This is a genomic window from Rhodobacter xanthinilyticus (assembly GCF_001856665.1).
In the GTDB taxonomy this organism is placed as follows: Bacteria; Pseudomonadota; Alphaproteobacteria; order Rhodobacterales; family Rhodobacteraceae; genus Rhodobacter; species Rhodobacter xanthinilyticus.
This window is the reverse complement of the sequence record NZ_CP017781.1, coordinates 3105639-3129328: the sequence shown is the minus strand read 5'-3', so window position 1 is coordinate 3129328 and position 23690 is coordinate 3105639. Positions and strand designations below refer to the sequence as shown.

The 23690-nt window shown below is 67.5% G+C and carries 23 protein-coding genes and 1 tRNA gene; 12 read left to right on the top strand and 12 right to left on the bottom strand.

Going from position 1 to position 23690, the window contains the following annotated elements; translation table 11 throughout:
• The first annotated feature begins 28 nt into the window (after window positions 1–28).
• From LPB142_RS15290 to dctP, 3 genes are read left to right on the top strand one after another with little or no spacing between them, the layout of a single operon-like run.
• Window positions 29–532 carry a TRAP transporter small permease subunit gene (locus LPB142_RS15290; RefSeq protein ID WP_082873096.1) on the top strand — a complete coding sequence of 168 codons (504 nt, stop codon included), beginning with the start codon at window positions 29–31 and terminating at the stop codon, window positions 530–532.
• The gene (locus LPB142_RS15285; protein WP_071166882.1) at window positions 522–1847 is read left to right on the top strand and encodes a TRAP transporter large permease; all 1326 of its coding nucleotides are present in this window, start codon (window positions 522–524) and stop codon (window positions 1845–1847) included. Before LPB142_RS15290 ends, LPB142_RS15285 begins: the two co-directional genes overlap by 11 nt.
• Window positions 1848–1878: 31 nt before the next feature.
• Window positions 1879–2973, top strand: coding sequence for a TRAP transporter substrate-binding protein DctP (dctP, locus tag LPB142_RS15280; protein WP_068768000.1), 1095 nt, complete (start codon window positions 1879–1881; stop codon window positions 2971–2973).
• Window positions 2974–3185: 212 nt separating this feature from the next.
• Here the strand turns inward: dctP and LPB142_RS15275 are convergent, their stop codons facing one another.
• Window positions 3186–3671, bottom strand: a complete 486-nt coding sequence (locus LPB142_RS15275; RefSeq protein ID WP_071166881.1) for a fasciclin domain-containing protein — start codon at window positions 3669–3671, stop codon at window positions 3186–3188.
• A 158-nt stretch (window positions 3672–3829) separates the two neighbouring features.
• On the opposite strand from LPB142_RS15275, the gene LPB142_RS15270 reads away from it, so the two are divergent.
• Window positions 3830–4492 (top strand): SDR family NAD(P)-dependent oxidoreductase, encoded by a 663-nt coding sequence (locus tag LPB142_RS15270; protein WP_071166880.1) that lies wholly within the window; start codon window positions 3830–3832, stop codon window positions 4490–4492.
• Window positions 4486–4662 carry a DUF2256 domain-containing protein gene (locus LPB142_RS18530; protein WP_083392700.1) on the top strand — a complete coding sequence of 59 codons (177 nt, stop codon included), beginning with the start codon at window positions 4486–4488 and terminating at the stop codon, window positions 4660–4662. The genes LPB142_RS15270 and LPB142_RS18530 overlap by 7 nt, the downstream gene beginning before the upstream one ends.
• 11 nt (window positions 4663–4673) lie before the next feature.
• Here the strand turns inward: LPB142_RS18530 and LPB142_RS15265 are convergent, their stop codons facing one another.
• A complete protein-coding gene (locus LPB142_RS15265; protein ID WP_071166879.1) occupies window positions 4674–5195 on the bottom strand; it encodes a carboxymuconolactone decarboxylase family protein in 522 nt (173 codons plus the stop codon).
• 128 nt (window positions 5196–5323) lie between these two features.
• A tRNA-Cys gene (locus LPB142_RS15260) sits at window positions 5324–5397 on the bottom strand.
• A gap of 182 nt (window positions 5398–5579) precedes the next feature.
• Between LPB142_RS15260 and LPB142_RS15255 the strand changes: the two genes are divergently transcribed.
• The 3 genes from LPB142_RS15255 to LPB142_RS15245 all read left to right on the top strand — a co-directional run bounded on the left by LPB142_RS15255 (window position 5580) and on the right by LPB142_RS15245 (window position 8867).
• Window positions 5580–6230 carry a protein-L-isoaspartate O-methyltransferase family protein gene (locus LPB142_RS15255; RefSeq protein WP_071166878.1) on the top strand — a complete coding sequence of 217 codons (651 nt, stop codon included), beginning with the start codon at window positions 5580–5582 and terminating at the stop codon, window positions 6228–6230.
• A gap of 116 nt (window positions 6231–6346) precedes the next feature.
• A complete protein-coding gene (locus LPB142_RS15250; protein WP_071166877.1) occupies window positions 6347–7723 on the top strand; it encodes a TolC family outer membrane protein in 1377 nt (458 codons plus the stop codon).
• Between the two features lie 136 nt (window positions 7724–7859).
• On the top strand, window positions 7860–8867 hold the full coding sequence (locus LPB142_RS15245) for a hypothetical protein (RefSeq protein WP_156894389.1): 1008 nt from the start codon (window positions 7860–7862) through the stop codon (window positions 8865–8867).
• Between the two features lie 69 nt (window positions 8868–8936).
• Here the strand turns inward: LPB142_RS15245 and LPB142_RS15240 are convergent, their stop codons facing one another.
• The 3 genes from LPB142_RS15240 to LPB142_RS15230 form a co-directional block, all read right to left on the bottom strand.
• On the bottom strand, window positions 8937–9257 hold the full coding sequence (locus LPB142_RS15240) for a DUF6280 family protein (protein WP_068765522.1): 321 nt from the start codon (window positions 9255–9257) through the stop codon (window positions 8937–8939).
• Between the two features lie 291 nt (window positions 9258–9548).
• Window positions 9549–10280, bottom strand: a complete 732-nt coding sequence (ygfZ, locus tag LPB142_RS15235; protein WP_071166875.1) for a CAF17-like 4Fe-4S cluster assembly/insertion protein YgfZ — start codon at window positions 10278–10280, stop codon at window positions 9549–9551.
• A 31-nt stretch (window positions 10281–10311) separates the two neighbouring features.
• On the bottom strand, window positions 10312–12012 hold the full coding sequence (locus tag LPB142_RS15230) for an ABC transporter ATP-binding protein (protein ID WP_071166874.1): 1701 nt from the start codon (window positions 12010–12012) through the stop codon (window positions 10312–10314).
• A 196-nt stretch (window positions 12013–12208) separates the two neighbouring features.
• On the opposite strand from LPB142_RS15230, the gene LPB142_RS15225 reads away from it, so the two are divergent.
• Entirely contained in the window at window positions 12209–13414 is a 1206-nt protein-coding gene (locus LPB142_RS15225; RefSeq protein ID WP_071166873.1) for a pyridoxal-phosphate-dependent aminotransferase family protein, read from the top strand.
• A gap of 23 nt (window positions 13415–13437) precedes the next feature.
• Here LPB142_RS15225 and copM read toward each other — a convergent pair whose 3' ends face one another.
• Both copM and LPB142_RS15215 read right to left on the bottom strand, forming a co-directional pair.
• A complete protein-coding gene (gene copM, locus LPB142_RS15220; protein WP_232230901.1) occupies window positions 13438–13827 on the bottom strand; it encodes a CopM family metallochaperone in 390 nt (129 codons plus the stop codon).
• A gap of 96 nt (window positions 13828–13923) precedes the next feature.
• Window positions 13924–15033: a pyridoxal phosphate-dependent aminotransferase gene (locus tag LPB142_RS15215; RefSeq protein ID WP_071166872.1), complete on the bottom strand. Its 1110-nt coding sequence runs from the start codon at window positions 15031–15033 to the stop codon at window positions 13924–13926.
• Between the two features lie 106 nt (window positions 15034–15139).
• Here LPB142_RS15215 and LPB142_RS15210 point away from each other — a divergent pair, with 106 nt between their 5' ends.
• A complete protein-coding gene (locus LPB142_RS15210) occupies window positions 15140–15925 on the top strand; it encodes a crotonase/enoyl-CoA hydratase family protein (RefSeq protein ID WP_071166871.1) in 786 nt (261 codons plus the stop codon).
• Window positions 15926–16013: 88 nt separating this feature from the next.
• Here the strand turns inward: LPB142_RS15210 and LPB142_RS15205 are convergent, their stop codons facing one another.
• Together LPB142_RS15205 and LPB142_RS15200 are read right to left on the bottom strand one after the other, a co-directional pair.
• Complete coding sequence (locus tag LPB142_RS15205; RefSeq protein ID WP_071166870.1) at window positions 16014–19049, bottom strand: valine--tRNA ligase; 3036 nt, start codon at window positions 19047–19049, stop codon at window positions 16014–16016.
• A gap of 218 nt (window positions 19050–19267) precedes the next feature.
• Window positions 19268–19699 (bottom strand): Lrp/AsnC family transcriptional regulator, encoded by a 432-nt coding sequence (locus LPB142_RS15200; RefSeq protein WP_071166869.1) that lies wholly within the window; start codon window positions 19697–19699, stop codon window positions 19268–19270.
• 220 nt (window positions 19700–19919) lie between these two features.
• On the opposite strand from LPB142_RS15200, the gene LPB142_RS15195 reads away from it, so the two are divergent.
• Window positions 19920–21062 (top strand): type III PLP-dependent enzyme, encoded by a 1143-nt coding sequence (locus LPB142_RS15195; RefSeq protein WP_071166868.1) that lies wholly within the window; start codon window positions 19920–19922, stop codon window positions 21060–21062.
• Window positions 21063–21173: 111 nt separating this feature from the next.
• A complete protein-coding gene (locus LPB142_RS15190; protein WP_071166867.1) occupies window positions 21174–22328 on the top strand; it encodes a DUF2235 domain-containing protein in 1155 nt (384 codons plus the stop codon).
• Here LPB142_RS15190 and LPB142_RS15185 read toward each other — a convergent pair.
• Both LPB142_RS15185 and metF read right to left on the bottom strand, forming a co-directional pair.
• Complete coding sequence (locus LPB142_RS15185; protein ID WP_071166866.1) at window positions 22230–22715, bottom strand: PaaI family thioesterase; 486 nt, start codon at window positions 22713–22715, stop codon at window positions 22230–22232. The genes LPB142_RS15190 and LPB142_RS15185 overlap by 99 nt on opposite strands.
• Before the next feature lie 97 nt (window positions 22716–22812).
• A complete protein-coding gene (gene metF, locus LPB142_RS15180) occupies window positions 22813–23679 on the bottom strand; it encodes a methylenetetrahydrofolate reductase [NAD(P)H] (RefSeq protein ID WP_071166865.1) in 867 nt (288 codons plus the stop codon).
• Window positions 23680–23690 lie beyond the last annotated feature (11 nt).

Below are 23690 nucleotides of genomic sequence, written 5' to 3'. Positions count from 1 at the left end.
GGTCGCCTGACATTTGGGAGGAAATCTAATGGTGCTGATCCGTCTCTTCGACGGGTTGAACGAGATTGTGGGCCGCGTCGTGGCCTTCGTTGCGGTCATCTTCGCGCTCATGATCATCTACGATGTGGTCCTGCGCTATGGCTTCAACGCGCCGACACTCTGGGCGTTCGATCTGACGAAACAACTCTACGGTTTTTACTTCATCCTGCTCGGCGGCTATGCGCTGCGCCATCAGGCGCATGTGCGCGTCGATCTGGTGACCGAAACGCTGCGGCCGGAGCCGCGCCGGGTGGTCGAGATCCTCGGCTATCTGATCTTCTTCTTCCCGTTCGCCTGGGTCTTCGCGACCCGCAGCTGGGAGTTCGCGATGCGCTCGCTGGCGCAAAATGAAACCACTTATGGCGCGATTCAGCTGCCGGTCTATCCGGTCAAGATCGCGATGGCGGTCGCGGCGGGGCTGTTGCTGGTGCAGGGCGTCTCCGAGGTGCTCAAACTGGTGTTGAACAAGCAGGAGCCGCCGCATGTCGGGTGAAGTCATTGGCCTGATCATGGCCGGGCTGTTGTTGCTCGGTCTCTTCATGGGGCATCCGCTGGCCTTCGTGCTGGGCGGCACGGCGGTGCTCGGCGCGCTGATCGCGGGCAAGCCGATGGTGCTCGGCATCGTTATCAACCGGATCTTCGGCGAGGTGCTCGACAATTACATCCTGATCGCGATTCCGCTCTTCGTGCTGATGGCGCGGTTCCTGTCCGACAGCGGCGTGACCGACCGGATGTTCGAGACGCTGCGGCTGTTGATGGGGCGGGTGACCGGCGGGCTTGGGCTCGCGGTGGTGTTCATCTCGATCCTGCTGGCCGCGACCACCGGCATCATCGGCGCCTCGATCACGGTGATGGGGGTGATGGCGCTCAAGCCGATGCTGCAATACGGCTATTCGAAGCGGCTCACGACCGGGCTGATCGCGGCCTCGGGGTGCCTTGGCATCCTGATCCCGCCCTCGATCATGCTGATCCTGATGTCGTCGAACTCGTCGCTTTCGGTGGGCGAGCTCTTTGCCGGGGCGATGGTGCCGGGCGTGGTGCTGGGGCTGCTGTATGCGGGCTATGTGGCGCTCGTGGCGCTTTTCCGGCCCGATCTGGCGCCGCCGGTCTCGATGGAGGAGCGCGTGCCGGTCTCGCAGCTCTTGCCGATGCTGCTGCTTGAGGCGCTGCCGCCGCTGGTGCTGATCTTCGGGATCCTCGGCACCATGCTCGCGGGGATCGCCACCGCCACCGAAGCCTCGGCGATCGGTGCGTTCCTGGCGCTTTTGATCGTGATCTTCCGCGGCAAGTTCGAATGGGCGACCTTCGCCTCGGCGCTGTGGGAAACCGGGCGGACCTCGGCGATGATCCTGTTCATCGTGGTCGGCGCGACCGCCTTCACCGGCGTGTTCAACATCACCGGCGGGCTGCATGCGGCGCAAAACATGATGCGCGGGCTCGACATGGAGCCGTGGATGCTGATCACGATGATGATGATTGTGATCTTCGTGATGGGGATGTTCCTCGACTGGACGGGGATCGTGCTGCTGTCCTTCCCGATCTTCCTGCCGGTGGTGCGGGAGATGGGGGTGAGCGAGCTGTGGTTCGTGGTGCTGACCGCGGTCGTGCTGCAGACCTCGTTCCTGACGCCGCCGTTCGGCTATGCGCTGTTCTACATGCGCGCGCTGGCGCCGCGCAGCATCAAGACCTCGGACATCATTCTCGGGGTGATGCCGTTCATCGGGCTGATCGTGGCGATGTCGCTCGCGCTCGCGCTCTTCCCGCAGCTGATCACCTGGCTGCCGGACACGCTTTACAACACCAAATGACCCAATTGCACTGACTGAGGAGGAGAAGTTGATGCAAACCAAGACCCTGAAAACCGGTGTGTTCACCTTGGCGCTGATCGGCGCGGGCGCGGTTGCCCAGGCCGAGACGAGCTGGCAGATGACCACCACCTGGCCCAATTCGCTCGAGCTGATCGAGATGGACAAGCATTTCGTCGATCTGGCGAACAAGCTGACCGCGGGCGAGCTGAAGATCGAGTTCTTCGAGGGCGGGAGCCTCGTGCCGGCGGGCGAAGTCTTCGGCGCGGTCGAGAGCGGCACGATCCAGGCCGGCGGCGACTGGCCGGGCTATTGGGCGGGCCGCGACCCGGCGTTCTCGCCGCTGGCCACCACCGCGAGCCTGTTCAACGCGGTCGATTATGTGAACTGGATCCAGCAATGGGGCGGCAAGGAGCTCTATAACGAGGTCTATGGCAAGTTCGGCATGGTCTATCTGCCCTATGCGGTGACCAACAACGAATCGGGCTTCCACACCAAGGAGCCGATCCGCACGATCGCCGATCTGCAGGGCAAGCGGCTGCGTCTGTCGGGGCTCGAGCAGGGGCGGCTGCTCAACCAGCTCGGCGGCTCGCAGGTGTCGATGGCGGGCGGCGAGATCTATCAATCGCTCGAGCGCGGGGTGATCGACGGGGCGGAATTCTCGACGCCCAACGTCGACTGGTCGGGCGGCTTCCAGCAGGTCACGAAATACTGGGCGACGCCGGGCTGGCACCAATCGGCCTCGATCTTCGGGGTGATGATCAACAAGCAGGCCTGGGAGGCGCTCAGCCCCGAGACCCGCGAGAAGCTCGAAATCGCGGCGGAGGCGAACCTGATGTGGTCGCTGTCCTTCACCGAGCGGCGCGCCAATGACGCCTACAAGCAGTTCAAGGAGGTCAACGAGATCACCCGCATGGATGACGCGGCGCTGGAGCAGATCCAGACGATGGCGAATGCGGTGATCGAGGAGGCGGCTTGCGAGAGCCCGAGCTCGGCCAAGATCTATCTGAGCCAGCTCGAATATCTGCAAGATTACTCGAACTGGCGCGCGGCTTCGGCGCCGTTCAACCTCGGCCGCAACCCCAATGGCCCGGATATCGAGAAGATCCGCGCCTGCGCGAGCAAGTAATCGGGAATGGGGCCTTCGGGCCCCATTTCGCTTTTGCGTCGGGCCCGGGGGCGGGGGCGGGGCGGCTTGATTTCGCCCGCGCGCGGTCTAGGCTCAGGGCCATGGACCGCTTTTCTCTCCCCGATCCGCGCTGCGGCTTTGCGCGCGCGCCCTCGTCGATGAAAAAGGCCCCGAGCGATGCCCGGGGCCTTGCGCCTTTGCGCGCTGCGCGATCAGTTCGCGGGCGGCATGATCACGGTGTCGATCACATGGATCACGCCGTTCGAGGCCTCGATATCGGCCGCGGTGATCTTGGCGTCATTGACCATCGCGCCGTCCTTGAGGGTGAAGGTCACCGGCGCGCCCTGCACGGTCTTGGCGGTCAGGCCCTCGGTCAGATCGGTCGATTTCACCGCGCCGGGGACGACGTGATAGGTCAGGATCCCGACGAGCTGATCCTTGTTCTCGGGCTTGAGCAGCGTGTCGACGGTGCCCGCGGGCAGCTTGGCGAAGGCCTCATCGGTCGGCGCGAAGACGGTGAACGGGCCCTCGCCCTTCAGCGTATCGACGAGCCCCGCCGCCTGCACCGCCGCGACCAGCGTGGTGAAATTGCCCGCCGAAACGGCCGTATCGACGATGTCACTCTTCTGGCCCTCGGCAAAAGCAGCCCCGGCAAGCATCAGCGTGGCGGTGGTCGTCAGCATCAGGTTACGCAGCATCTGGAAACTCCATTTTGTGGTCTGTCGGTTTTGCTCAGGCGGCATCCTCGGGCCGTCCATGATAGGGTTACGGGGCGGATCGGCGCGCGGATCATCGCCCCGGCGCGGCCTCACGCAGACGTTACGACGCCCCGGCGCGCGGCGGCGGAGGGGGCGCGATGAGGGCGCTGGTGCTGGGGGCGAGCGGCGGGATCGGCGCGGCGCTGGCCGAGGCGCTGCGCGCGGGGGGCGCCGAGGTGATCGGCCTGTCGCGGCGCGACGACGGGCTCGATCTGACCGACGAGACGCGCGTGGCGCAGGCGGCTGCGGGGCTCGCGGGCGAGTTCGATCTGATCGTGAACGCCATCGGCGCGCTGCAGATCGGCGCGCATGGCCCGGAAAAATCGCTCAGCGCCGTCACCGCGCAGGCGATGGCCGCGCAATTTGCGCTCAATGCCACCGGGGTTGCGCTGGCGCTGCGGTATTTCTCGCCGCTTCTGGCACGCGGGCGGCGGTCGGTCTTTGCCTCGCTCTCGGCGCGGGTGGGCTCGATCGGCGATAACCGGCTCGGCGGCTGGATCAGCTATCGCGCCGCCAAGGCCGCGCAGAACCAGATCCTGCGCACCGCCGCGATCGAGATCGCGCGCAAGCGCCCCGAGGCGATCGTGGTGGCGCTGCATCCGGGCACCGTCGCGACTGATCTGAGCGCGCCCTATGCCGGGCGCCATCCGACGATCACGCCGCAGCGCTCGGCGCAGGCGCTGCTCGCGGTGCTGGCGCGCCTGACGCCGGCCGAGACCGGCACGTTCTGGGATTGGAAGGGGGAGCGGGTCGAATGGTGAAGGCGCGGCGCAAATCGGATCTGCCGGTGAAGATCTGCGCGGTCTGCGGGCGCCCCTTCAGCTGGCGGCGCAAATGGGCGCGCGACTGGGAGCAGGTGCGCTATTGCTCGGAGCGCTGCCGGGGCGCGCGTGGGGGGGCGGCAAAACCCCGCCCGGACGCGGGCGCCTAGGCCGGCGGCGCTCAGGCCAGCTTGCGCAGCGTGTCGAGGCTGCACACCGTGGCATAGCCCATCGCGCGCTTCACCCCCGGCAAGAGCGCGGCGCCGGTCATCGCATAGCTCAGCTCGATCAGCCCCGCCTCGCCAAAGGCACGCCGCACCCGCTCGCGGTCTTCCGGTGCGTCGACCCGGTCGCGCACGACCGCATCCGCCAGCCGCGCCACCGCCGCCAGATCCTCGCCCAGCCCCGCATGATCTGCGCGCAGCGCCGCGCCGATCACCTCCGGCGAGAGGCCCGCGGCCTTGGCCAGATTGATCTCCGCCTCCACGCAGGTGCCGCAATCGGCGCTGATCGCCCCGCGCAGGCGCGCGACATGATAGGCCGCCGCCGGCACCTTCCGGTTCGGGTCGAGGAAGCCGAAGATCTTGCCGTAGCGCAGCATCAGCCCGAGGTCGGTCCGGGCGATCTGGCGCGCATAATCAAGCCGGACGCCGATGCGGGCCTCCGCCCGCGCGAGAACCTGCTGCAAAACCCACTGAATCATTTCGAAGATACCCTTGCGTCAGCCAATGCCCCGGACGCTAGCGGCTCAGCTCGCGGTCTGTAAAGCGGGCTGATGGTGTGGCTGGGGGATCGTGTCACGCCGGTTTGCAAGAGAGGCGCGTGAGAGCTTGGAGGCGGGTACCGGAATCGAACCGGTCTTCACGGATTTGCAATCCGCTGCGTAACCTCTCCGCCAACCCGCCAGCTCAAGGTGCAACTCACCTAATGGATCGCGCGCGCCCGCGCAAGGGGGCAATGCGTGTGGCTGAAACCTCGGAGCAACAGGGGGGCCGCGCGCGCGGGGGCGATGTCTGTGGCATGTTGCTCCGCACGGGGTTCTGTGGCAAAACGCCTCTCAGGCACATCCAGACCGAAGAGTTCAGACATGCAAGATTTCGCCACGCGCCGCACCATGATGGTGGATACGCAGGTCCGCCCCAATGACGTGACGAAATTCCCGATCATCGAGGCGATGCTCGCCGTCGCGCGCGAGGATTTCGTGCCCGCCGCGCGCCGTGAGGCCGCCTATGTCGGCGAGAACATCTCCGTCGCGCCGGGCCGGGTGATCCTCGAGGCTCGCAACTTCTCGAAAATGCTCGATGCGCTCGACATTCAGCCGACCGATCTCGTGCTCGATATCGGCTGCGGGCTCGGCTATTCGGCGGCGGTGATCGCGCGGATGGCGGAAGCCGTGGTCGCGCTCGAAGAGGGCGATCTCGCCGCGCAGGCCGAGGCGGCGCTCGCGCAGGCGGGCTGCGACAATGTCGCGGTGGTGGCCGGCGCGCTCGTCGAGGGCTCGGCCAAGCACGGGCCCTATGATGCGATCATCATCGAGGGCGGCGTCGAAGAGGTGCCGGCGGCGCTGCTCGCGCAGCTCAAGGAGGGCGGCCGAATCGCGGCGCTGTTCATGGAGGGCGCGCTCGGCACCGTGCGCATCGGCCGCAAGATCGATGGCGAGGTGAGCTGGCGCTACGCGTTCAACGCGACCGCGCCGCTGCTGGCGGGCTTTGCTGCGGCAAAAGGTTTCGTGCTCTGAGCGTGACAAAGCCTCGCCAGGGTCATATAGAATAAACTGAATGTCTGGGGCGCCGCGGCGGCCCGGCACCGCTCGACCGTAGAAGTCGAATGGCAAAACCCAGTGAGGACCGAGGCATGACGCGCAAGACCCTGAAACCCCTTTTGCTCGCCGTAACGGCGGTTGTCGGGCTGATCGCCGCGCCGGCCGTCGCGAGCGCCGAAACGCTCGCCGACGCGCTGGTTTCGGCCTATCGCAATTCGCACCTGCTCGAGAAGAACCGCGCCGTGCTGCGCGCCGCCGATGAAGATGTGGCGACCGCGGTCGCGGCGCTGCGCCCGGTGCTGCAATGGACGGCCGATTATGGCTACACCCGGCTCGACACCGCACCGAACCTTGATCGGCAATCGGGCAGCGTGTCGCTCGCGGCGTCGATGACGCTGTGGGATTTCGGGCGCAACCGGCTCGCGGTCGATATCCAGAAGGAATCGGTGCTGGCCACCCGCGAGGCGCTGCGCTCGGTCGAGCAAGATGTGCTGCTCTCGGCGATCAGCGCCTATACCAGCGTGAAGAGCACCGCCGAGCAGGTCGCGATCAACGAGAATTCGGTGCGCGTGATCGGCGAGGAGCTGAAGGCGACGCAGGATCGGTTCGATGTGGGCGAGGTCACCAAGACCGACGTGTCGCAGGCCGAGGCGCAGCTCGCCGCGGCGCGGGCCACGCTCGCGGCGGCGCGCGGGAATTATCAGGTCGCGCGGGAGGCCTACAAGGCGGCCGTCGGCCATTACCCGCAATCGCTCGCCGCGCTGCCGAAGGCGCCGAAGCTGCCCAAATCGCTCGACGAGGCGCGCTCGGTCGCGCTGCGCAATCACCCCGCGATCAAGCAGGCGCAACATTCGGTCTCGGCCTATGATCTGGCGGTGCAGGCGGCGGCGGCGCAGCGGCTGCCGAAGATCACCGGCTCGATGGCGCTGAAGAATGACGAGGGCGGCTACGAGACCCAGCAGGCGACGATCGGGCTGAGCCAGACGATCTATTCGGGCGGGGCTCTGCCGTCGGCACATCGTCAGGCGATCGCGAATGCCGCGAGCGCGCGGGCGACGCTGCAACAGGCAGGCGTTGAGCTCTCGGACAGCGTGGCGCAGGCCTGGGCGCAGATCGATGTCTATCGCGCGCAGATCCGCGCCTATGCCGAGCAAAGCCAGGCCGCGCAGATCGCCTATGACGGCGTGAAGGAAGAGGCCACGCTCGGCGCGCGCACGACGCTTGATGTGCTCGATGCGGAGCAGACGCTGCTCGATGCGCGGGCCTCGCGGATCGATGCGGAGGCCAAGCTGCAGGTAGCCTATTATCAACTTCTGTCTGCTATGGGTCTTCTGACGGTGACCGATCTGAAGCTCGGCATCCCGACTTATGACCCGGCGGCCTATTACAACGCCGTCAAGAATGCGCCCTATACCTCCACCCGCGGCAAGAGCCTTGACCGCGTGATGCAGGCGATCGGCAAGAACTGAGCCGCGGTTTCGGCCGGAGCGAAGCCCGCGGCAGTGTCGCGGGCTTTGTGCTGCGCGTTGTATCTCTGCCCGGCGGCGGAGAAATCGGGCGACGGGGCTGGACAGGCGGCCGCGCTCGCAGCAGGATTGGAGCATGATGTCTGAGCTCGGAAAACAGATCGAAATCGAAGACGTGCTTTCGTCGATTCGCCGGCTGGTGTCGGAGGATATCGCGGTGACGCATCGGCGCCCCGCGCCGGAGCCGGCGCCTGTCGAGGCGGCCGAGCTGCCGGAGGTCGAGGCGCTGGTCGAGGCGGTCCACAATGTGCCGGAGGTTGAGGTCGAGTGCCTCGTTCTGACCCCGGCGCAGCGGATCGGTGAGGCGGAGGCGGAGGCCCCCGAGGTGGCCCCTGAGCCCGAGCCGGAGCCCGAGCCGGAGGCGCCGCTCGCGCTCGTCGACCCGGCTTTCGATGGGGCGGCGGCGGCCGCGCAGGAGGAAGACATCGGGCAGGAGCTGAGCCGGCTCGAGTCGACGATCGCGCAGATGGAGGCGCTGGTCGCGGAGAACGAGATCGAGTTCGAGCCCGATGAGGGGCATGACTTTGCGCCGGAGGGGACCGAGCCGCTGACCGAGCTGCCGCCCGAGGTGGAGGCGGTCGAGGCCGCGCAGGCGCCCGATGGGGCGCAGGAGGAGGCGGCGATGGAGGCCGATGTGGCGCAGAGCCCCGAGCCTGTGGACGAGCTCGCCGAGGCGGTGTCTTACGAAGCGCCGGGCGACCCGGATTTGCAGGATGCGGCCTGGGCCGAGGCGGATGAGGCGCTCGATTGGAGCGACGAGCAGGAGGCGCCCACGCGGCTGCATCTGTCGGACGCGCATGTCGAGGCGCCGGCTGCGGCGGGGCTGCGCTCGAGCTACGAGAGCCTGCGCGAGGCGCTGGCCGAGGATGATCTCGATGCGGAATTCGCCGATATCGACGCGGCGGAGGAGGGCGGCCCCGATCTCGTTGCCGAGGGGCTGATCGACGAGGAGATGCTGCGCCAGATGGTGGCTCAGATGATCCGCGCCGAGCTGCAGGGCACTTTGGGCGAGCGGATCACGCGCAATGTGCGCAAGCTCGTGCGGCGCGAGATCCAGCGCGCGTTGACCAGCCGCGATTTCGAGTAACCTCTCGCGGCGCGGGAAAAGCAAAAGGCGCGCCCGCGGGCGCGCCTTTTCGCCATGCCGGGGCGGGGGTCAGGCCGCCTCGGCTTCTTCCGCCGCCATGCGACGTTCGCTCTCTTCGCGCGACAGCGCGACCGAGGTGCGCACGCCTTTGGAGACGAACTCCATCAGGCCCTTCACAACGCGCTCGTTCGGGTCGATCCCGGCGCAGGACAGCACCTCGCGCCCGTCACGCGAGCGCGCCCAGCGGGCGATCTGCTCGGGGCCGTTGCCATATTTCTTGTCATCGGCAATCGCATCATCGAGCGCGGCGAGAACGACGGCCGCAAAGAGTTTGCGGGCGCGTTGGCCTTGCTCGTAATTGAATGCGGAGCCGTCAACGAAATCGCGCATTATTCCGTCCTTTGTTATTGCTCTTGCGTTTCCTGGCGTGCAGAGCATCTAGGGCGCTTGGGCCCCGATTCGATATGCCCCCTAAGTCATGGCAGTCATGCGTCTAGCGCATACCTGTCACAGGATTTAGTCGCCCTCTCTCGTCGCAACCCGGCATATATAGACGCTTGGGCCTACCAATCAACCACGAGATCGCAAAAATCCGATAAACTTCGACGTGATTTCCGCCGCGGCCCGGGCGGGCGCAGGGCGGGATGGTCGCGCAAACGTGAACGCTAACGCCGCGCCGCGTCAGGGGCGGGTGAGGCGGGCAGTGCCGGCCAGCAGCGGCCCCTCGGCGCGATCAAACCGCAGATGCGCAAGCGCGAAGCCGCCGGCCTGGGTGTAGAGCGTGCCCGCCGCGCGGCCCTCGGCGTCGGTGATCTCGCTGCCCACCGGCGCCGCGCCCTCGATGCGCAGCCGCGCGAGGCCCTTGCGCAGCTCGGTCTTGTGTTTCATCCGCGCGGTGACCTCCTGGCCGACGTAACAGCCCTTGCGGAAATCGACGCCGTGCAGCCGCTCGAAGCCCGCCTCGAGGATATAGGTCTCGGGGGTTAGCTCGATGCCGGTTTCGGGGATCAGGTTCTCGACCCGGATCGCGTCCCAATCCGAGCCATCATCGCCCGTCTCGGCCCCATAGAGGCGCCAGCCGAGCGCGGGGTGGCGCGGGTCGGCCACGGCGCCTTCGGGGGCGGGGCCGGTGCCGCGCGCCACCTGGAGATCGCTCGGCGTGATCGTGACATCGGCGCGCAGCTTGTACATGGCGAGGCGTTTCACCGTGGCCTCGGCGAGGCTCTCGTCGATGTCGAAGAGCAGGCTGTCGCCCCGCGGCACGAGGAGGAAATCGGCGAGATATTTGCCCTGCGGCGTCAGGAGGGCGGCGTAAATCGGCCCCTCGGCGAGGCGGCGGGCGTCATTGGTGATCAGCCCTTGCAGGAAATGTTCGCGGTCCTTTCCGGTGATTTCATAGATCTTGCGCATCATGGCCTCCTGTCCGCGATATAGGGCGGGGCGGTTATTCGACCAGCTGCATCCGGCACAGGCCCGCATAGGTGCCGCCGCGCGCGAGCAGCTCGTCATGCGTGCCCTCCTCGACGACCTCGCCCGCGGCGATCACGACGATCTTGTCGGCGTCGCGCACGGTCGAGAGGCGGTGGGCGATGACGAGCGTGGTGCGCCCCTCGGCGAGGCGGTCAAGGGCTGCGGAGACCTTCGCCTCCGACGCCGTGTCGAGCGCCGAGGTGGCCTCATCGAGGAGCAGGATCGGCGCGTTGCGCAGCACCGCGCGGGCGATCGCGACGCGCTGGCGTTGGCCGCCCGAGAGCGCCGAGCCGCGCGGCCCCGCGGCGGTGTCGATCCCGGCGGGCAGCGCCTTGGTGAATTCATCGACATAGGCGGCCTCGAGCGCGCGCTCGAGCGCCTGTGCGGAGGCATCCTCGCGGCCGAGCAGGATATTCTCACGGATCGTCTCGTCGAAGAGCGCGGCCTCCTGCGCGACGGTCGAGAACAGTCCGCGCAGCTCGGCGAGGTCGAGCTCGCGCACATCCACGCCGCCCACGGTGACGCGGCCGGCCTCCGGGTCGATCAGCCGGGTGAGCAGGTTGAAAACCGTGCTTTTCCCCGCGCCGGAGGGGCCGACGAGGGCGGTGGTCTTGCCGGCCTCGGCGGTGAAGCTGAGGCCGCGCAGCACCGGCGTGCCGTCATAGGAGAGGCGCACATCTTCGAGGCGGATCTCGGTCGAGGCGGGCAGGGCGCGGGGCGCGGCGGGGCTTTGCACCGAGGGGCGGGTGTCGAAGAGGCGGTAGATGCGCTCGAGGCTGGCGGCGGCGGTCTGCCAGCTGCCGGCGAGGCCGCCGAGCCGGCGCAGCGGCTGGAAGGCCAGCGACATCGCGGTGAAGAACGACATGAACTCGCCCACCGTGCGCTCGCCCGCGATGATCTCGCGCCCGCCGAGCATCAGCACCGCGAAGAAGCCAAAGCCCGTGATCACATCGATCAGCGCGGGGATCAGCGATTGCGAGGCGGCCATCTTGATCTGCGCGCGGCGGACCTCGGCGACGATGCGGGCGAAACGGGTGCTCTGATAGCTCTCCATCCGGTTCAGTTTGACCGCCGAGATGCCGTGGAAGACCTCGTCGAGGCGGGTCGCGCGCAGGCCCTCATTGGTGCGCATCTGGCCGGTCTTGCGGCGGATATAGCGTTGCGCGGCGACCGAGGGCAGGATCAGGAGCGGCGCGCCGATCAGCGCGGCGAGCGTCCAGATCGGGTCGATCGAGATCGCGACGGCAAAGAGCGAGACGAGCGCCACCGCATCGCGGCCCGCGCCGGTGATGAAGATCGCCCAGACGCCCTGGACGGCTTGCGTGTCGCCCTGCACCCGCTCGATCAGCGCGCCGGGCGGGTTTTCCTGGAAGAAGCGTTGGTCGAGGGTGAGCATGTGGCGCAAAAGGTCCACCTGCATCGCCGTCGAGGTGCCGAGCGCCACGGCCGAGAGCAGCGTGCGCGAGGCGACCGAGGTCACCGCGCGGATCACGAAGAGCCCGAAGATCGCGCCGCCGACGAGCCAGATCATATCCGCCCGCCCGCCCACGAAGACCTTGTCGAAGAGCGGCTCGAGCATCCAGCTCAGCGCGCCAAGCGTCGAGCCCTCGATCACCATCAGGAGCGCCGCGAGCGCCATTTTCGGCCAATGCGGGCGCAGGTAGCCCGACCACATCCGGGCGAGCAGGTCGCGCGAGCCGTAAAGGGTAAGGGTGCGTGCCACGGTCGTCCTCGGGTTGGGTGGGCTTGGTCTAGCGTGAAAGCGCGGATGCGGCAAGCAAGGCGCGCCCCGCAAGGCGGCCCCCCGCCGGGCGGGCGTTGACCGCGCCGGGGCGGCGGCTTACCGATGGGGCACACAGAAGGAGACCCCCATGAGCCTCGCCCACGGCCGCCCCTACCTCGCCATCCCCGGCCCCTCGGCCATGCCCGACCGCGTATTGCGCGCCATGCACCGCGCTGCGCCCAATATCTATGAGGGCGAGATCGTCGAGATGACCGCACAGATCTTGGCCGATTTGCGCCGGGTGGCGCTCTCTTCGGGGCATGTCGCGATCTATATCTCGAACGGCCACGGCACCTGGGAGGCGGCGATCGCGAACCTCTTCTCGCGCGGCGACAAGGCGCTCGTGCTGGCGACGGGGCGGTTCGGGATCGGCTGGGCCGAGCACGCCCGCGCGATGGGGGTCGAGGTCGAGGTGGTGGATTTCGGGCTTCAGACGCCGGCCGACCCGGGCCGCCTCGAGGCCGCCTTGCGCGCCGATACCGCGCGCAAGATCAAGGCGGTGCTGGTCACCCATGTCGATACCGCGACCTCGATCCGCAACGATATCGCGGCGATGCGCGCGGCGATCGATGCGGCGGGGCACCCGGCGCTTCTGGCGGTGGATTGCGTGGCCTCGATCGGCTGCGATGAGTTCCGGTTCGACGACTGGGGCGTCGATGTGATGGTGGGGGCGAGCCAGAAGGGGCTGATGGTGCCGCCGGGGCTCGGGTTTGTCTGGGTCTCGGACAAGGCGGTCGCGGCCTGCCGGGGCTCGGATCTCGCGACGCCCTATTGGAACTGGAACCCGCGGATTTTTGCCGAGGCTTATTATCTGCATTTCGCGGGCACGGCGCCGACGCATCACCTTTTCGGGCTGCGCGAATCGCTGGCGATGATCCTCGATGAGGAGGGGCTCGAGAATGTCTGGGCGCGGCACCGGGCGCTCGCGGGCGCGGTCTGGGCGGCGTTCGATGCCTGGGGGCAGGGCGGCGATCTCGGGCTCAATGTCGCGGACCCGGCGTTCCGGGGCTCGTCGGTCACCGCGGCGCGGATCGGCGGCGGCGGGGCGGCGCGGTTGCGTGCCTGGGCCGAGCAGAAGGCGGGGGTCACGCTCGGGATCGGGCTGGGCATGGCCGAACCCGGCACCCCGCAGGCGGGCGATTTTCTGCGCGTGGCGCATATGGGCCATGTGAACGCGCATATGACGCTTGGCACGCTGGCGGTGATGGAGGCGGGGCTGAAGGCGCTCGGCATCCCGCATGGCGAGGGCGGGCTGGGCGCCGCCGCGGCCGCGATCGCGCGCGCGGCGGTCTGAGGGCGGTTTGATCGGCCGGGGGGTTACGGCTGGCCGTGTTTTTCGAGCCAGTCGACCATCCAGTCGATCTCCTCTTGTTGGGCGGCGATGATCTCGTCGGCGAGTTTGCGCACCTCCGGGTCGTCGCCGTAATCGCGCACGACCTTGGCCATCTCGATCGCGCCCTCGTGGTGGGGGATCATCGCGCGGACGAAATCCACGTCGGCGTCGCCGGTATAGGGCACGGCCATCGCCTCATGCATCTTGGCATTGGCGTTGATAAAGGCGGTCGTCGAGGGGGCGGCCTCGGCGGTGGCCTGGGCCTCGGCCATCGAATGGCCCATGTGGCTCTCCTGGGCATAGGCCCCGAAAGCGATCGCGAAGGCGATCGGGCTGAGCATGGCGATGCGGCGGGCGCGGGTGATTCTGCTCATCTGGCTCTCCTGTTGCGGTTGGCCAGAAGGTGCGGCAGGGCGCCGCATTGGGCAAATCACCAAGCGGCGAGCGCGCCGTGAGTCGCGCGCTTTCGCTCAGCCTTGGCGGGCGCGGGCGAGCGCGCCGGGCAGCGCGGCGGCAAAGGCGGCGAGCTCGGCCTCGGGGCCGCAGGAGACGCGGATGCAGCGATCGAGCGGCGCCACGCCCGGCATGCGCACGAAGATGCCTGCGGCGGTGAGCTCGGTCAGCACGCGGCGCGCGAAGGCGCCGTCCGCCCCGCAATCGATCGCGACGAAATTGGTGGCCGAGGGCAGGGCCGTGAGGCCGTTCGCGCGCGCGATCTCGGCGAGGCTGTCGCGCGAGGCCGCCACGAGGCGGTGCATATAGGCCGCCCAGGTCTTGTCGCCAAGCGCGGCGAGCGCGCCCGCCTGGCTGATCCGGCTCATGCCGAAATGGTTGCGCACCTTGTCGAAGGCCGCGATCAGCGGCGCGGCGCCGATCGCATAGCCCACCCGCGCGCCCGCGAGCCCATGGGCCTTGGAAAACGTCCGCATCCGGATCACGCGCGGGTCATCGGGGTCGACGGGCGCCGCCGTGCCCGCCGGGGCGAGCTCGACATAGGCTTCGTCGAGGATCAACAGCGTGCCCTCGGGCACCCGCGCGACCATCTCGGCCATTGCGGCGCCGGGGTGATGCGAGCCCATCGGGTTGTCGGGGTTGGCGATATAGAGGAGCTTCGGGGCGACCTCGGCGGCCTTGGCAAGCAGCGCCTCGGGGTCTTCGTGATCGCCGCGATAGGGCACTTTCACCAGCGTGCCGCCATAGCCCGCGACATGGAAATTGAAGGTCGGATAGGCGCCCTCTGAGGTCACCACCCGGTCGCCCGGTTCGACGGTCAGGCGCACGAGATAGCCCAAAAGCCCGTCGATCCCCTCGCCGACGATGATGTTTTCCGGCCGGCAGCCATGTTCGGCGGCGAGTGCGGCGCGCAGGTCGTGGTTCTCCGGGTCGCCGTATTTCCAGGCCTCGCCTGCGGCGGCGGCCATCGCGGCGATGGCTTTCGGCGAGGGGCCGAAGCCGTTTTCATTCGCGCCGAGGCGGGCGGCGAAGGGGCGGTGGGCGGCGCGTTCCTGGGCCTCCGGGCCGACGAAGGGCACGGTGGCGGGCAGGCTCTGGGCGAGGGCGGTGAAGCGAGGTCCGGTCATGCGATCTGCCTAGGGGCAAAGGCGGCGCCGGGCAAGGCGGTTTCGCAGCGTCATGCGCGCGGGGGGCGTGCGGGCGCGCTAATCTCGGGGCAAAGAGGAGGGTGTCATGGCACGTTTGACGATGGATGTTCAGGGCGGGATCGCGCAGGTGACGCTGGCGCGGCCGGAGAAGATGAACGCGGTCGATTTCGAGATGATCGACGCGGTGATCGCGGCGGGCGAGGAGATCGCGGCGCGCGCCGATATCCGCGCGGTGGTGCTCGCGGGCGAGGGGCGGGCGTTTTGCGCGGGGCTCGATGTGGTGAATTTCGCGCGGCTTGCGGCGGGGGGCGCGGAGGAGCTGATCATGCCGCGCAGCCATGGCGAGGCGAACCGGTTTCAGCAGTTCTCGCTGATCTGGCGGGCGCTGCCGGTGCCGGTGATCGCGGCGCTGCAGGGGGTGGCCTTTGGCGCGGGGTTCCAGCTCGCGATGGGGGCTGATCTGCGGATCGCGGCGCCGGGGACGCGGCTGTCGGTGATGGAGATGAAATGGGGGCTGATCCCGGACATGGGCGGGATGGTGACCTTGCCCGAGCTGGTGCGGGCGGATGTCTTGCGGCGGATGACCTATACGGCCGAGGAGGTGAGCGCCGAGGAGGGGCTTGCGCTCGGGCTCGTGACCGAGATCGCGGCGGAGCCCTTGGCGCGGGCGCGGGAGCTGGCCGAGGCGATCGCGGGGCGCAGCCCTTCGGCGATCCGGGCGGCGAAGCGGTTGATTTCCAAGGCCTATACGGCGGGCGCGGCGGAGGTTTTGCTCGCCGAGAGCCGCGAGCAGACCGATCTGATCGGCAAGCCCGACCAGATGGAGGTGATCGCCGCGAACATGGCCGGGCGCGCGCCGAAGTTCGGCTGAGGGATTTGCGTATTTGAGCCAAGAAGAAACGGCATGAAAAAGCCCCCCGGCCGCGCGGCGCGGGGGGGTTTTGGGTTCTGGCCCCGGGTCAGCCGAGATCGGCGAGGCGTTTGACCGCGGCGGCGACCTTGGCGGCCTCGTCGGTGCGTTGGGCGAGGTTGTCGCGGCTTTCCTCGATCACCTCTTCGGAGGCGTTGGCGAGGAATTTCGGGTTGTCGAGCTTGGCCTTGAGGCCCGCGGCCTCTTTCTCGAGCTTGGCGAGGGCTTTCTCGAGGCGGGCCTTTTCGGCCTTCACGTCGATCACGCCTTCGAGCGGCAGGCCGAAGAGCGCGCCGGCGACCGGGATCGAGATCGCGCCTTTCGGGATCGCGGTTTCGGTGATGCTGTCGATGCGCGCAAGGCGCAGGATCAGCGCCTCGTTGCGCGCGATGGCGGCGCGGGCGGCCTCGTCGGCCTCGGCGAGCACCATCGGCAGTTTCAGCCCCACCGGCACGCCCATCTGGGTGCGGCTCGAGCGGATCGTGTCGATCAGGTCGATCACCCAGTTCATCTCGCGGTCGGCGTCCGGGTCGACGAGTTCGGCCCCGTAGCTCGGCCAATCGGCATGGACGAGCATCTTGGCGCGCCCGCCTTCCGGGGCGGTCAGCGCCCAGAGCTCTTCGGTGATGAAGGGCATCACCGGGTGGAGCATGGTGTAGCACTGATCGAGCACCCAGCGCATGGTGGCGCGGGTTTCCTCGGCCTCGGGCCCGTCGAAGAGCGGCTTGGCAAACTCGACATACCAGTCGCAGACCTTGCCCCAGACGAAGGCGTAGAGCCCAAGCGCCGCCTCATTGAAGCGATAGGCGGCGAAGGCGGTATCGACGAGCTCGCGGACCTTGGCGGTTTCGCCGATGATCCATTTGTTCACCGTATGGGTGGGCGTGGGCAGGCCGGTGGCCGGGCCCTCGAAGACGCCGTTCATCTCGGCGAAGCGCGTGGCGTTCCAGATCTTGGTGCCGAAGTTGCGATAGCCGGCGATGCGGTCTTTCGAGAGCTTCAGCACGCCGCCGATCGAGGCCATCGCGGCATTGGTCATGCGCAGCGCGTCGGCGCCGTATTCGTCGATGATCTCGAGCGGGTCGATGACGTTGCCCGCGGTTTTCGACATCTTCTTGCCCTTCTCGTCGCGGACGAGCTGGTGCAGGTAGACGGTGTGGAAGGGCACCTGATCCATGACGGCGAGCTGCATCATCATCATCCGAGCGACCCAGAAGAAGAGGATGTCGGCGCCAGTGACGAGCACATCGGTCGGGAAGTACTTCGAGGTGCTCTCATCCCAGTTCGGCCAGCCGAGCGTGCCGATCGGCCAGAGGCCCGAGGAGAACCAGGTGTCGAGCACGTCGGGGTCGCGGTAAAGCTCTACCGTCAAGCCGCGGCCATCTTTATTGAATCCGATCTCACCCGACGGGGCGTCGGTGGCCGTAATCGTGTAGGTGCGCGGGTAATATGATTGTGCGAGCTTAATCGCTTCTTCTTTCGTCGGCGCACAGAAGGCAACGTCGTCCGTAGCTGGTTGCGTCAGGCCGGAGCCAGACGTCCAAGTCGCGATTCCGTCGCCATCGTCAGACATTTTTGGCCCATACCACACCGGGATCTGATGCCCCCACCAAAGCTGGCGCGAGATGCACCAGGGTTCGATGTTCTCGAGCCAGTGGTAATAGGTCTTCTCGCCCGCCTCGGGCAGGATCTTGGTCTCGCCGTTGCGCACCGCGTCGAGCGCGCGGCCGACGATCTTCTCGGCGTCGACATACCATTGATCGGTCAGCATCGGCTCGATGACCACTTTCGAGCGGTCGCCGAAGGGCTGCATGATCGGTTTGTTCTCGACATGGGGCACAAGGGTTTCGACCTCGTTGCCCTCGTCGTCCTTGGTGAGGGCCGTGGTCATCACCGCGAGGCCCTCGGCGTTGATCTGGGCGACGACGGCCTTGCGGGCCTCCATCCGGTCGAGGCCGCGCAGCTCCTCGGGGATCAGGTTCAGCGTGTCGATCTCGGCCTCGGTGAAGGCCGCACCGCGCGAGATCTCCATCGCGCGGCGCGCGCAATCCTCGTAGCTCGCGCCATCGGCGCGCATCGCGCCTTTGGTATCCATCAGCCGATACATCGGCAGGCCCGCGCGTTTGGCGACCTGATAGTCGTTGAAATCATGCGCGCCGGTGATCTTCACCGCGCCCGAACCGAAGGTCGGGTCGGGGTATTCATCGGTGATGATCGGGATCAGGCGGCGGTGCTCCTTCGGGCCCACCGGGATCTCGCAGAGCATGCCGACGATCGGGGCGTAGCGCTCGTCCGAGGGGTGCACGGCCACCGCGCCATCGCCCAGCATCGTCTCGGGGCGGGTCGTCGCGATCGAGATATAGTCGCGGGTTTCGCGGAGCGTGACGTTGCCCTCGGCGTCCTTCTCGACATATTCGTAGGTGGCGCCGCCCGCGAGCGGGTATTTGAAATGCCACATGTGGCCGGCGACCTCGATATTCTCCACCTCGAGGTCGGAGATCGCGGTCTCGAAATGGGGGTCCCAGTTGACCAGCCGCTTGCCGCGGTAGATCAGGCCCTTGTTATACATCTCGACGAAGACCTTGATGACCGCGTCGTGGAAGTTGCCCTCCTCGCCCGCCGGCGCGCCGGGGGCGCCCGACATGGTGAAGGCGTTGCGCGACCAGTCGCAAGACGAGCCGAGGCGCTTGAGCTGGTTGATGATTGTCGAGCCGTATTGGCCCTTCCATTCCCAGACCTTCTCGAGGAATTTCTCGCGGCCGAGTTCGGTGCGCTTGGGCTGGCCGGTCTTGGCGAGCTCGCGCTCGACCATCAGCTGGGTGGCGATGCCGGCATGGTCCTGGCCAGGCTGCCAGAGCGTGTCGAAGCCGCGCATCCGGTGCCAGCGGACAAGGATGTCCTGGATGGTGTTGTTGAAGGCGTGGCCGACATGGAGCGCGCCGGTGACATTCGGCGGCGGGATCATGATGCAGAAGGTTTCCGGGCGCGAGGCATTGGCGCCGGCCTTGAAGGCCCCGGCCTCTTCCCATTTCGCATAGAGGCGCGGCTCGGCCTCGCGCGCGTCAAAGGTCTTTTCCATCGTCATCGGTCACGTCCTTGTTGGGCTTGAGGCTCTTTAACGCGCGCGCCCTGCAAGGAAAAGCCTTTCTCGGCGGGCTCTGGCGCGCAGGGGACTCTGCCCCCTCGACCCTCACGGGCCTCCCCCCGGGATATTTGGACAGCGTTGAAGGGAGATCTCCTGCTCTTCAATGATGCCGAAATATCCCGGGGGTCCGGGGGCTGGCCCCCGGTCCGCGGGGTGGCTCAAACGGCGCGGTCGAGTTTGGTGGTGAGGTGGATCAGGCTTTCGGAGCCCTGCACGCCGGGGATCGCGCCGACCTCGTCGAGGACCTTGTCGAGCTGTTGGGTGGAGGTGGCAGCGATTTGCAGCAGCAGATCGACCCGGCCCGAGGTGGTCGAGATCCGCTCGACCTCGGGGATCGCCTTGAGCCGGTGCAGGATCGTCGGCTGGGCGCGCAATTCGATCTCGAGGAGCACGGTGGCGCGCAGCCGCCCCGCGCGCGCCGCCTCGCCGAGCTTGACGGTATAGCCCGCGATCACGCCCGCGGTCTCGAGCCGCTCGAGGCGCGCCTGGGCGGTGGAGCGCGCGACCTTCAGTTTGCGCGCGAGCACCGCGAGCGACATGCGCGCATCGCCCGAGAGGAGCCCGACGATGGCACGATCGAGGTCATCCATGGTTTGCCCTCAAATTGACCGGCAGTTTCGTCATTATAACGATATTTCGCAGCAAATATACCCTTTTGCACGGTGAGATTGTGCCTCATATGGCGCAGCATGAACTGACAGGAAAAGGGCGGCTCATACGCACCTGGCCTGGGCTTGGAAGCAACGCGCAAGCGTCTCCCAACCCGAGTAGGGGCAAGAGGTGGCTGCGCTCATTGGGAGGGAGAAACCAATGGGCCTGTCGAAGACGATCTGGACCAATCCGGCCGAGTTGATCGCGCATCGCCGCCCGGCGCAGCCGGTGCTGGTCTTTGCGCCCTCCGTGTTGCAGGCGACCGCGCGGCGGTTCATCCGCGGGTTTCCGGGGCTGGTGACCTATGCGGTCAAGTCGAACCCGGAGGAGGCGGTGATCGACAATCTGGTTGCGGCCGGGGTGCGCGGGTTCGACGTGGCCTCGCCCGCCGAGATCGACCTGGTGCGCCGCCTCGCGCCGGGTGCGGCGCTGCATTACAACAACCCTGTGCGCGGGCGTGACGAGATCGCGCATGCGGTGGCGGCGGGGGTGAAGAGCTGGTCGGTCGACGCGGCGAGCGAGCTTGAGAAGCTGATCGAGATGGTGCCGGCGGAGGGCTGCGAGATCTCGGTGCGCTTCAAGCTGCCGGTGGCGGGGGCGGCCTATGATTTCGGCGCGAAATTCGGCGCCGAGCCCGCGCGGGCGGGGGAGCTTCTGGCGCGGGTGGCGCAGGCGGGGTTCCGCGCTTCGCTGACCTTCCATCCGGGCACGCAATGCATCGACCCGATGGCCTGGGAGGCCTATATCCGCACCGCGGCCGAGATCGGGCGTGCGGCGGGGGTCGAGATCGCGCGGCTCAACGTGGGCGGCGGGTTCCCGAGCCACCGCACGGGCCCGGCGCCGGCGCTCGAGGAGATTTTCGCGCGGATCGAGCGCGCCAGCGAGGAGGCCTTTGGCGCGGCGCGGCCGGTTCTCGTCTGCGAGCCGGGGCGGGGGCTGGTGGCGGATGCGTTCAGCCATGTCACGCGGGTGAAGGCGCTGCGCGACGGCGCGCAGGTGTTTCTCAACGACGGGGTTTATGGCGCGCTGGCGGAGATGCCCTTGATGGGCAATCTCGAGCGGATCGAGGTCTATTCGCCCGAGGGGCTGCGGCGGATGGCGGCGCCGGTGGGGCGGGTGGTCTTCGGGCCGACCTGTGATTCGGTCGACCGGCTGCCGGGCGAGGTGCCGCTGCCGGGCGATCTCGAGGAGGGCGATTTCATCGTCTTTCATGGCCTTGGCGCCTATTCGACCGCCACCAACACCCATTTCAACGGCTTCGGCCAGCTCGAGATCGCGACGGCGATGACGCTCGGGCGCTGAGCGCCGGGCGTTGATAGCTCTTTTACGACCTTGTCCTATATTGAAGGGCAAGGTCGTTTTTATGGGCGGAGAGATGGTCGTGATGTTCCACTTGCCGCGCCGGGCAGCCTGATGCGCGGGCTGTTGCAGCGCCTCTGGGATCGGATGTTCCGGTCCGAGCCGACCGATCCGGGCGAGAGCCCTGCGGGGCGGGTCCGCGGTTCGGTCGATCATGTGATCTTGCTCGATGGCACGATGGGGGCCTTGAAGCCCGAGTTGTTGACCTCGATCGGGCTGATCTATCGGCTGTTGCGGCGCGCGGGGCCGCGCGTCTCGGTGCATTACAACAAGGGGTTGCAGTGGCATTCCTGGCGCGATCTGCATGATGTATGGTTTGGCTGGGGGGTGAGCCACCAGATCTTGCGGGCCTATGGCTGGCTCTCGATGCGCTATCGGCCGGGGGACCGGATCTTCTTGATCGGCTATTCGCGGGGGGGCTTTGCGGCGCGCTCGCTCGCGGGGATGATCGACCGGGCCGGCCTCTTGCGCCCCGAACATGCGACGGAGCGCAATGTCCGCCTCGCCTGGCGCTATTATGAGGCGCAAAAGCTCAGCCCGGTCGCGGGGATCTTTCGCAAGCGGTTTTGCCATGAGACGAGCCCGATCGAGATGGTGGGGGTGTTTGATTCGGTGCGCGCGCTCGGGATCCAGTTGCCGCTCCTGTGGGCCCTGAGCGAGCCGCGCTGGCGGTTCCACGATGACCGGCTCGGGCCTTCGGTCAACCACGGCTATCAGGCGCTGGCCTATCATGAGACGCGGCGGATCCTGACGCCGCTGATCTGGGATTCGACGAATACCGGCGCGAACCGGATCGAGCAGGTCTGGTTTCGCGGCGTGCATGGCGATATCGGCGGCCAGCTTGGCGCCTTCGAGGCGGCGCGGCCGCTGGCGAATATCCCGCTCGTGTGGATGCTCGAGCGGGCCGAGGCGCTGGGCCTCGCGTTGCCGCCGGGCTGGCGGGCGGAGTTCCCGACCGACCCGGACGCGCCCTCGGTGGGCTCGTGGCGGTTCTGGGGGCGGTTCTTCCTGATGCGGGGCGCACGGGTGGTGGGGCGCGACCTCTCCGAGCGGCTTCATGAAACCGTCTCGGTGCCGCGCCGCCGCTTTGCCTTGCCGTGGCGGGCGGGCTCAGCCGGCCTCGCCCATGACGAAGCAGGTCGCCGAGCCGGTGGCGTAAAGTTTGCCATCCGCCGCGCCCCGGATCTCGCCTCGGGCGACCCCGGTTGAGCGGCCCAGGTGCATCAGCTCGCCCACGCCGATCACCTCGGTGCCCACCGGGATCGCGCGCAGCATGTTGACCTTGTATTCGAGCGTGGTCTGGAACTGGCCGCGCGGCAGGCCGGTGATCACCGCGCAGGTCAGGCAGGTGTCGAGGATCACCCCATACCAGCCGCCATGCACCCCGCCAAAGGCGTTGGTATGCTCGAAGCCGGGTGTGCCGGTGACCTCGACGCGGCCGGGGGCGACGGCGCTGATGCGGTAATTCGTGGCCTTGGCGAGGGTGGTGGTGGGCACCTCGCCGGCGAGCATTTTCTGCATGTATTCAAGGCCGGAATACTGTTTGATCGCCTCGAGGGGCAGAAAATCGGCGGGGCTTTCGGCAAATCTGGTCATGGTGGTCCTCCCTTTCGGGCAGCGTAGCGACGCCGTGGCCGAGGGGAAGGCGCTGCGAAAATGCCGTAACGTCAAAAGGGGCCCGAAGGCCCCTTTGTCATGCGACGTTCGAGAGTTTGACCTCCGGCGCCACGCCGAGCGCGTGGCAGACATCGCGGGTCATCTGCGGGCGGTTGAGGGTGTAGAAATGCAGATCCTCGACGCCGCCCTGGATCAGGTTGTCGCAGAGCTCCGAGCAGAGCGCGGTCGCCAGAAGCTCCTCGCGGCCATCGCGGGTGGCGGCCTCGAAGGCCTCTTCGACCCAAGCCGGGATCGAGGTGCCGCAGCGCTGGGCGAAGGCTTTGGCGCCTTTCCACGACTGGATCGGCAGGATGCCCGGGATGATCTTCGCGGTGATCCCTTCCTTCTCGCAGGCGTCGCGGAAGCGGAAGAAGGTTTCGGCCTCGAAGAAGAACTGGGTGATCGCCGAGGTGGCGCCGGCTTCGCATTTGCGCTTGAGCCAGCGGACATCGGCGAGGGGGTCAGCGGCCTCGGGGTGCGGCTCGGGGTAGGCGCCGCAGCGGATCGTGAAGCGGCCATCCTCGGCCAGGGCCTCGATCAGCGCGACGGAGCTTTCAAACCCCTCCGGGTGGGGGGTGAAGCGGGCCGCGCCCTTCGGCGGGTCGCCGCGCAGCGCCACGATCTCGGTCACGCCGACCTCGGCGTAGGAATTGACGATCTCGAGCGTCTCGGCGCGGGTCGCCTCGACGCAGGTCAGATGCGCCGCGACATTGAGGCCGTAGTTCTTGTGGATCGTGCCGACGGCTTCGTGGGTGAGCTTGCGGGTGGTGCCACCGGCGCCGTAAGTCACGGAAACAAAAGAGGGTTTCATCGGCGCCAGGACCTGCGCGGTCTCCCACAGACGGAACGAGGCGTCGAGCGTCTGGGGGGGGAAGAATTCAAAGCTGATCTTCGGCGTGGTCATGGCGGGTTCCT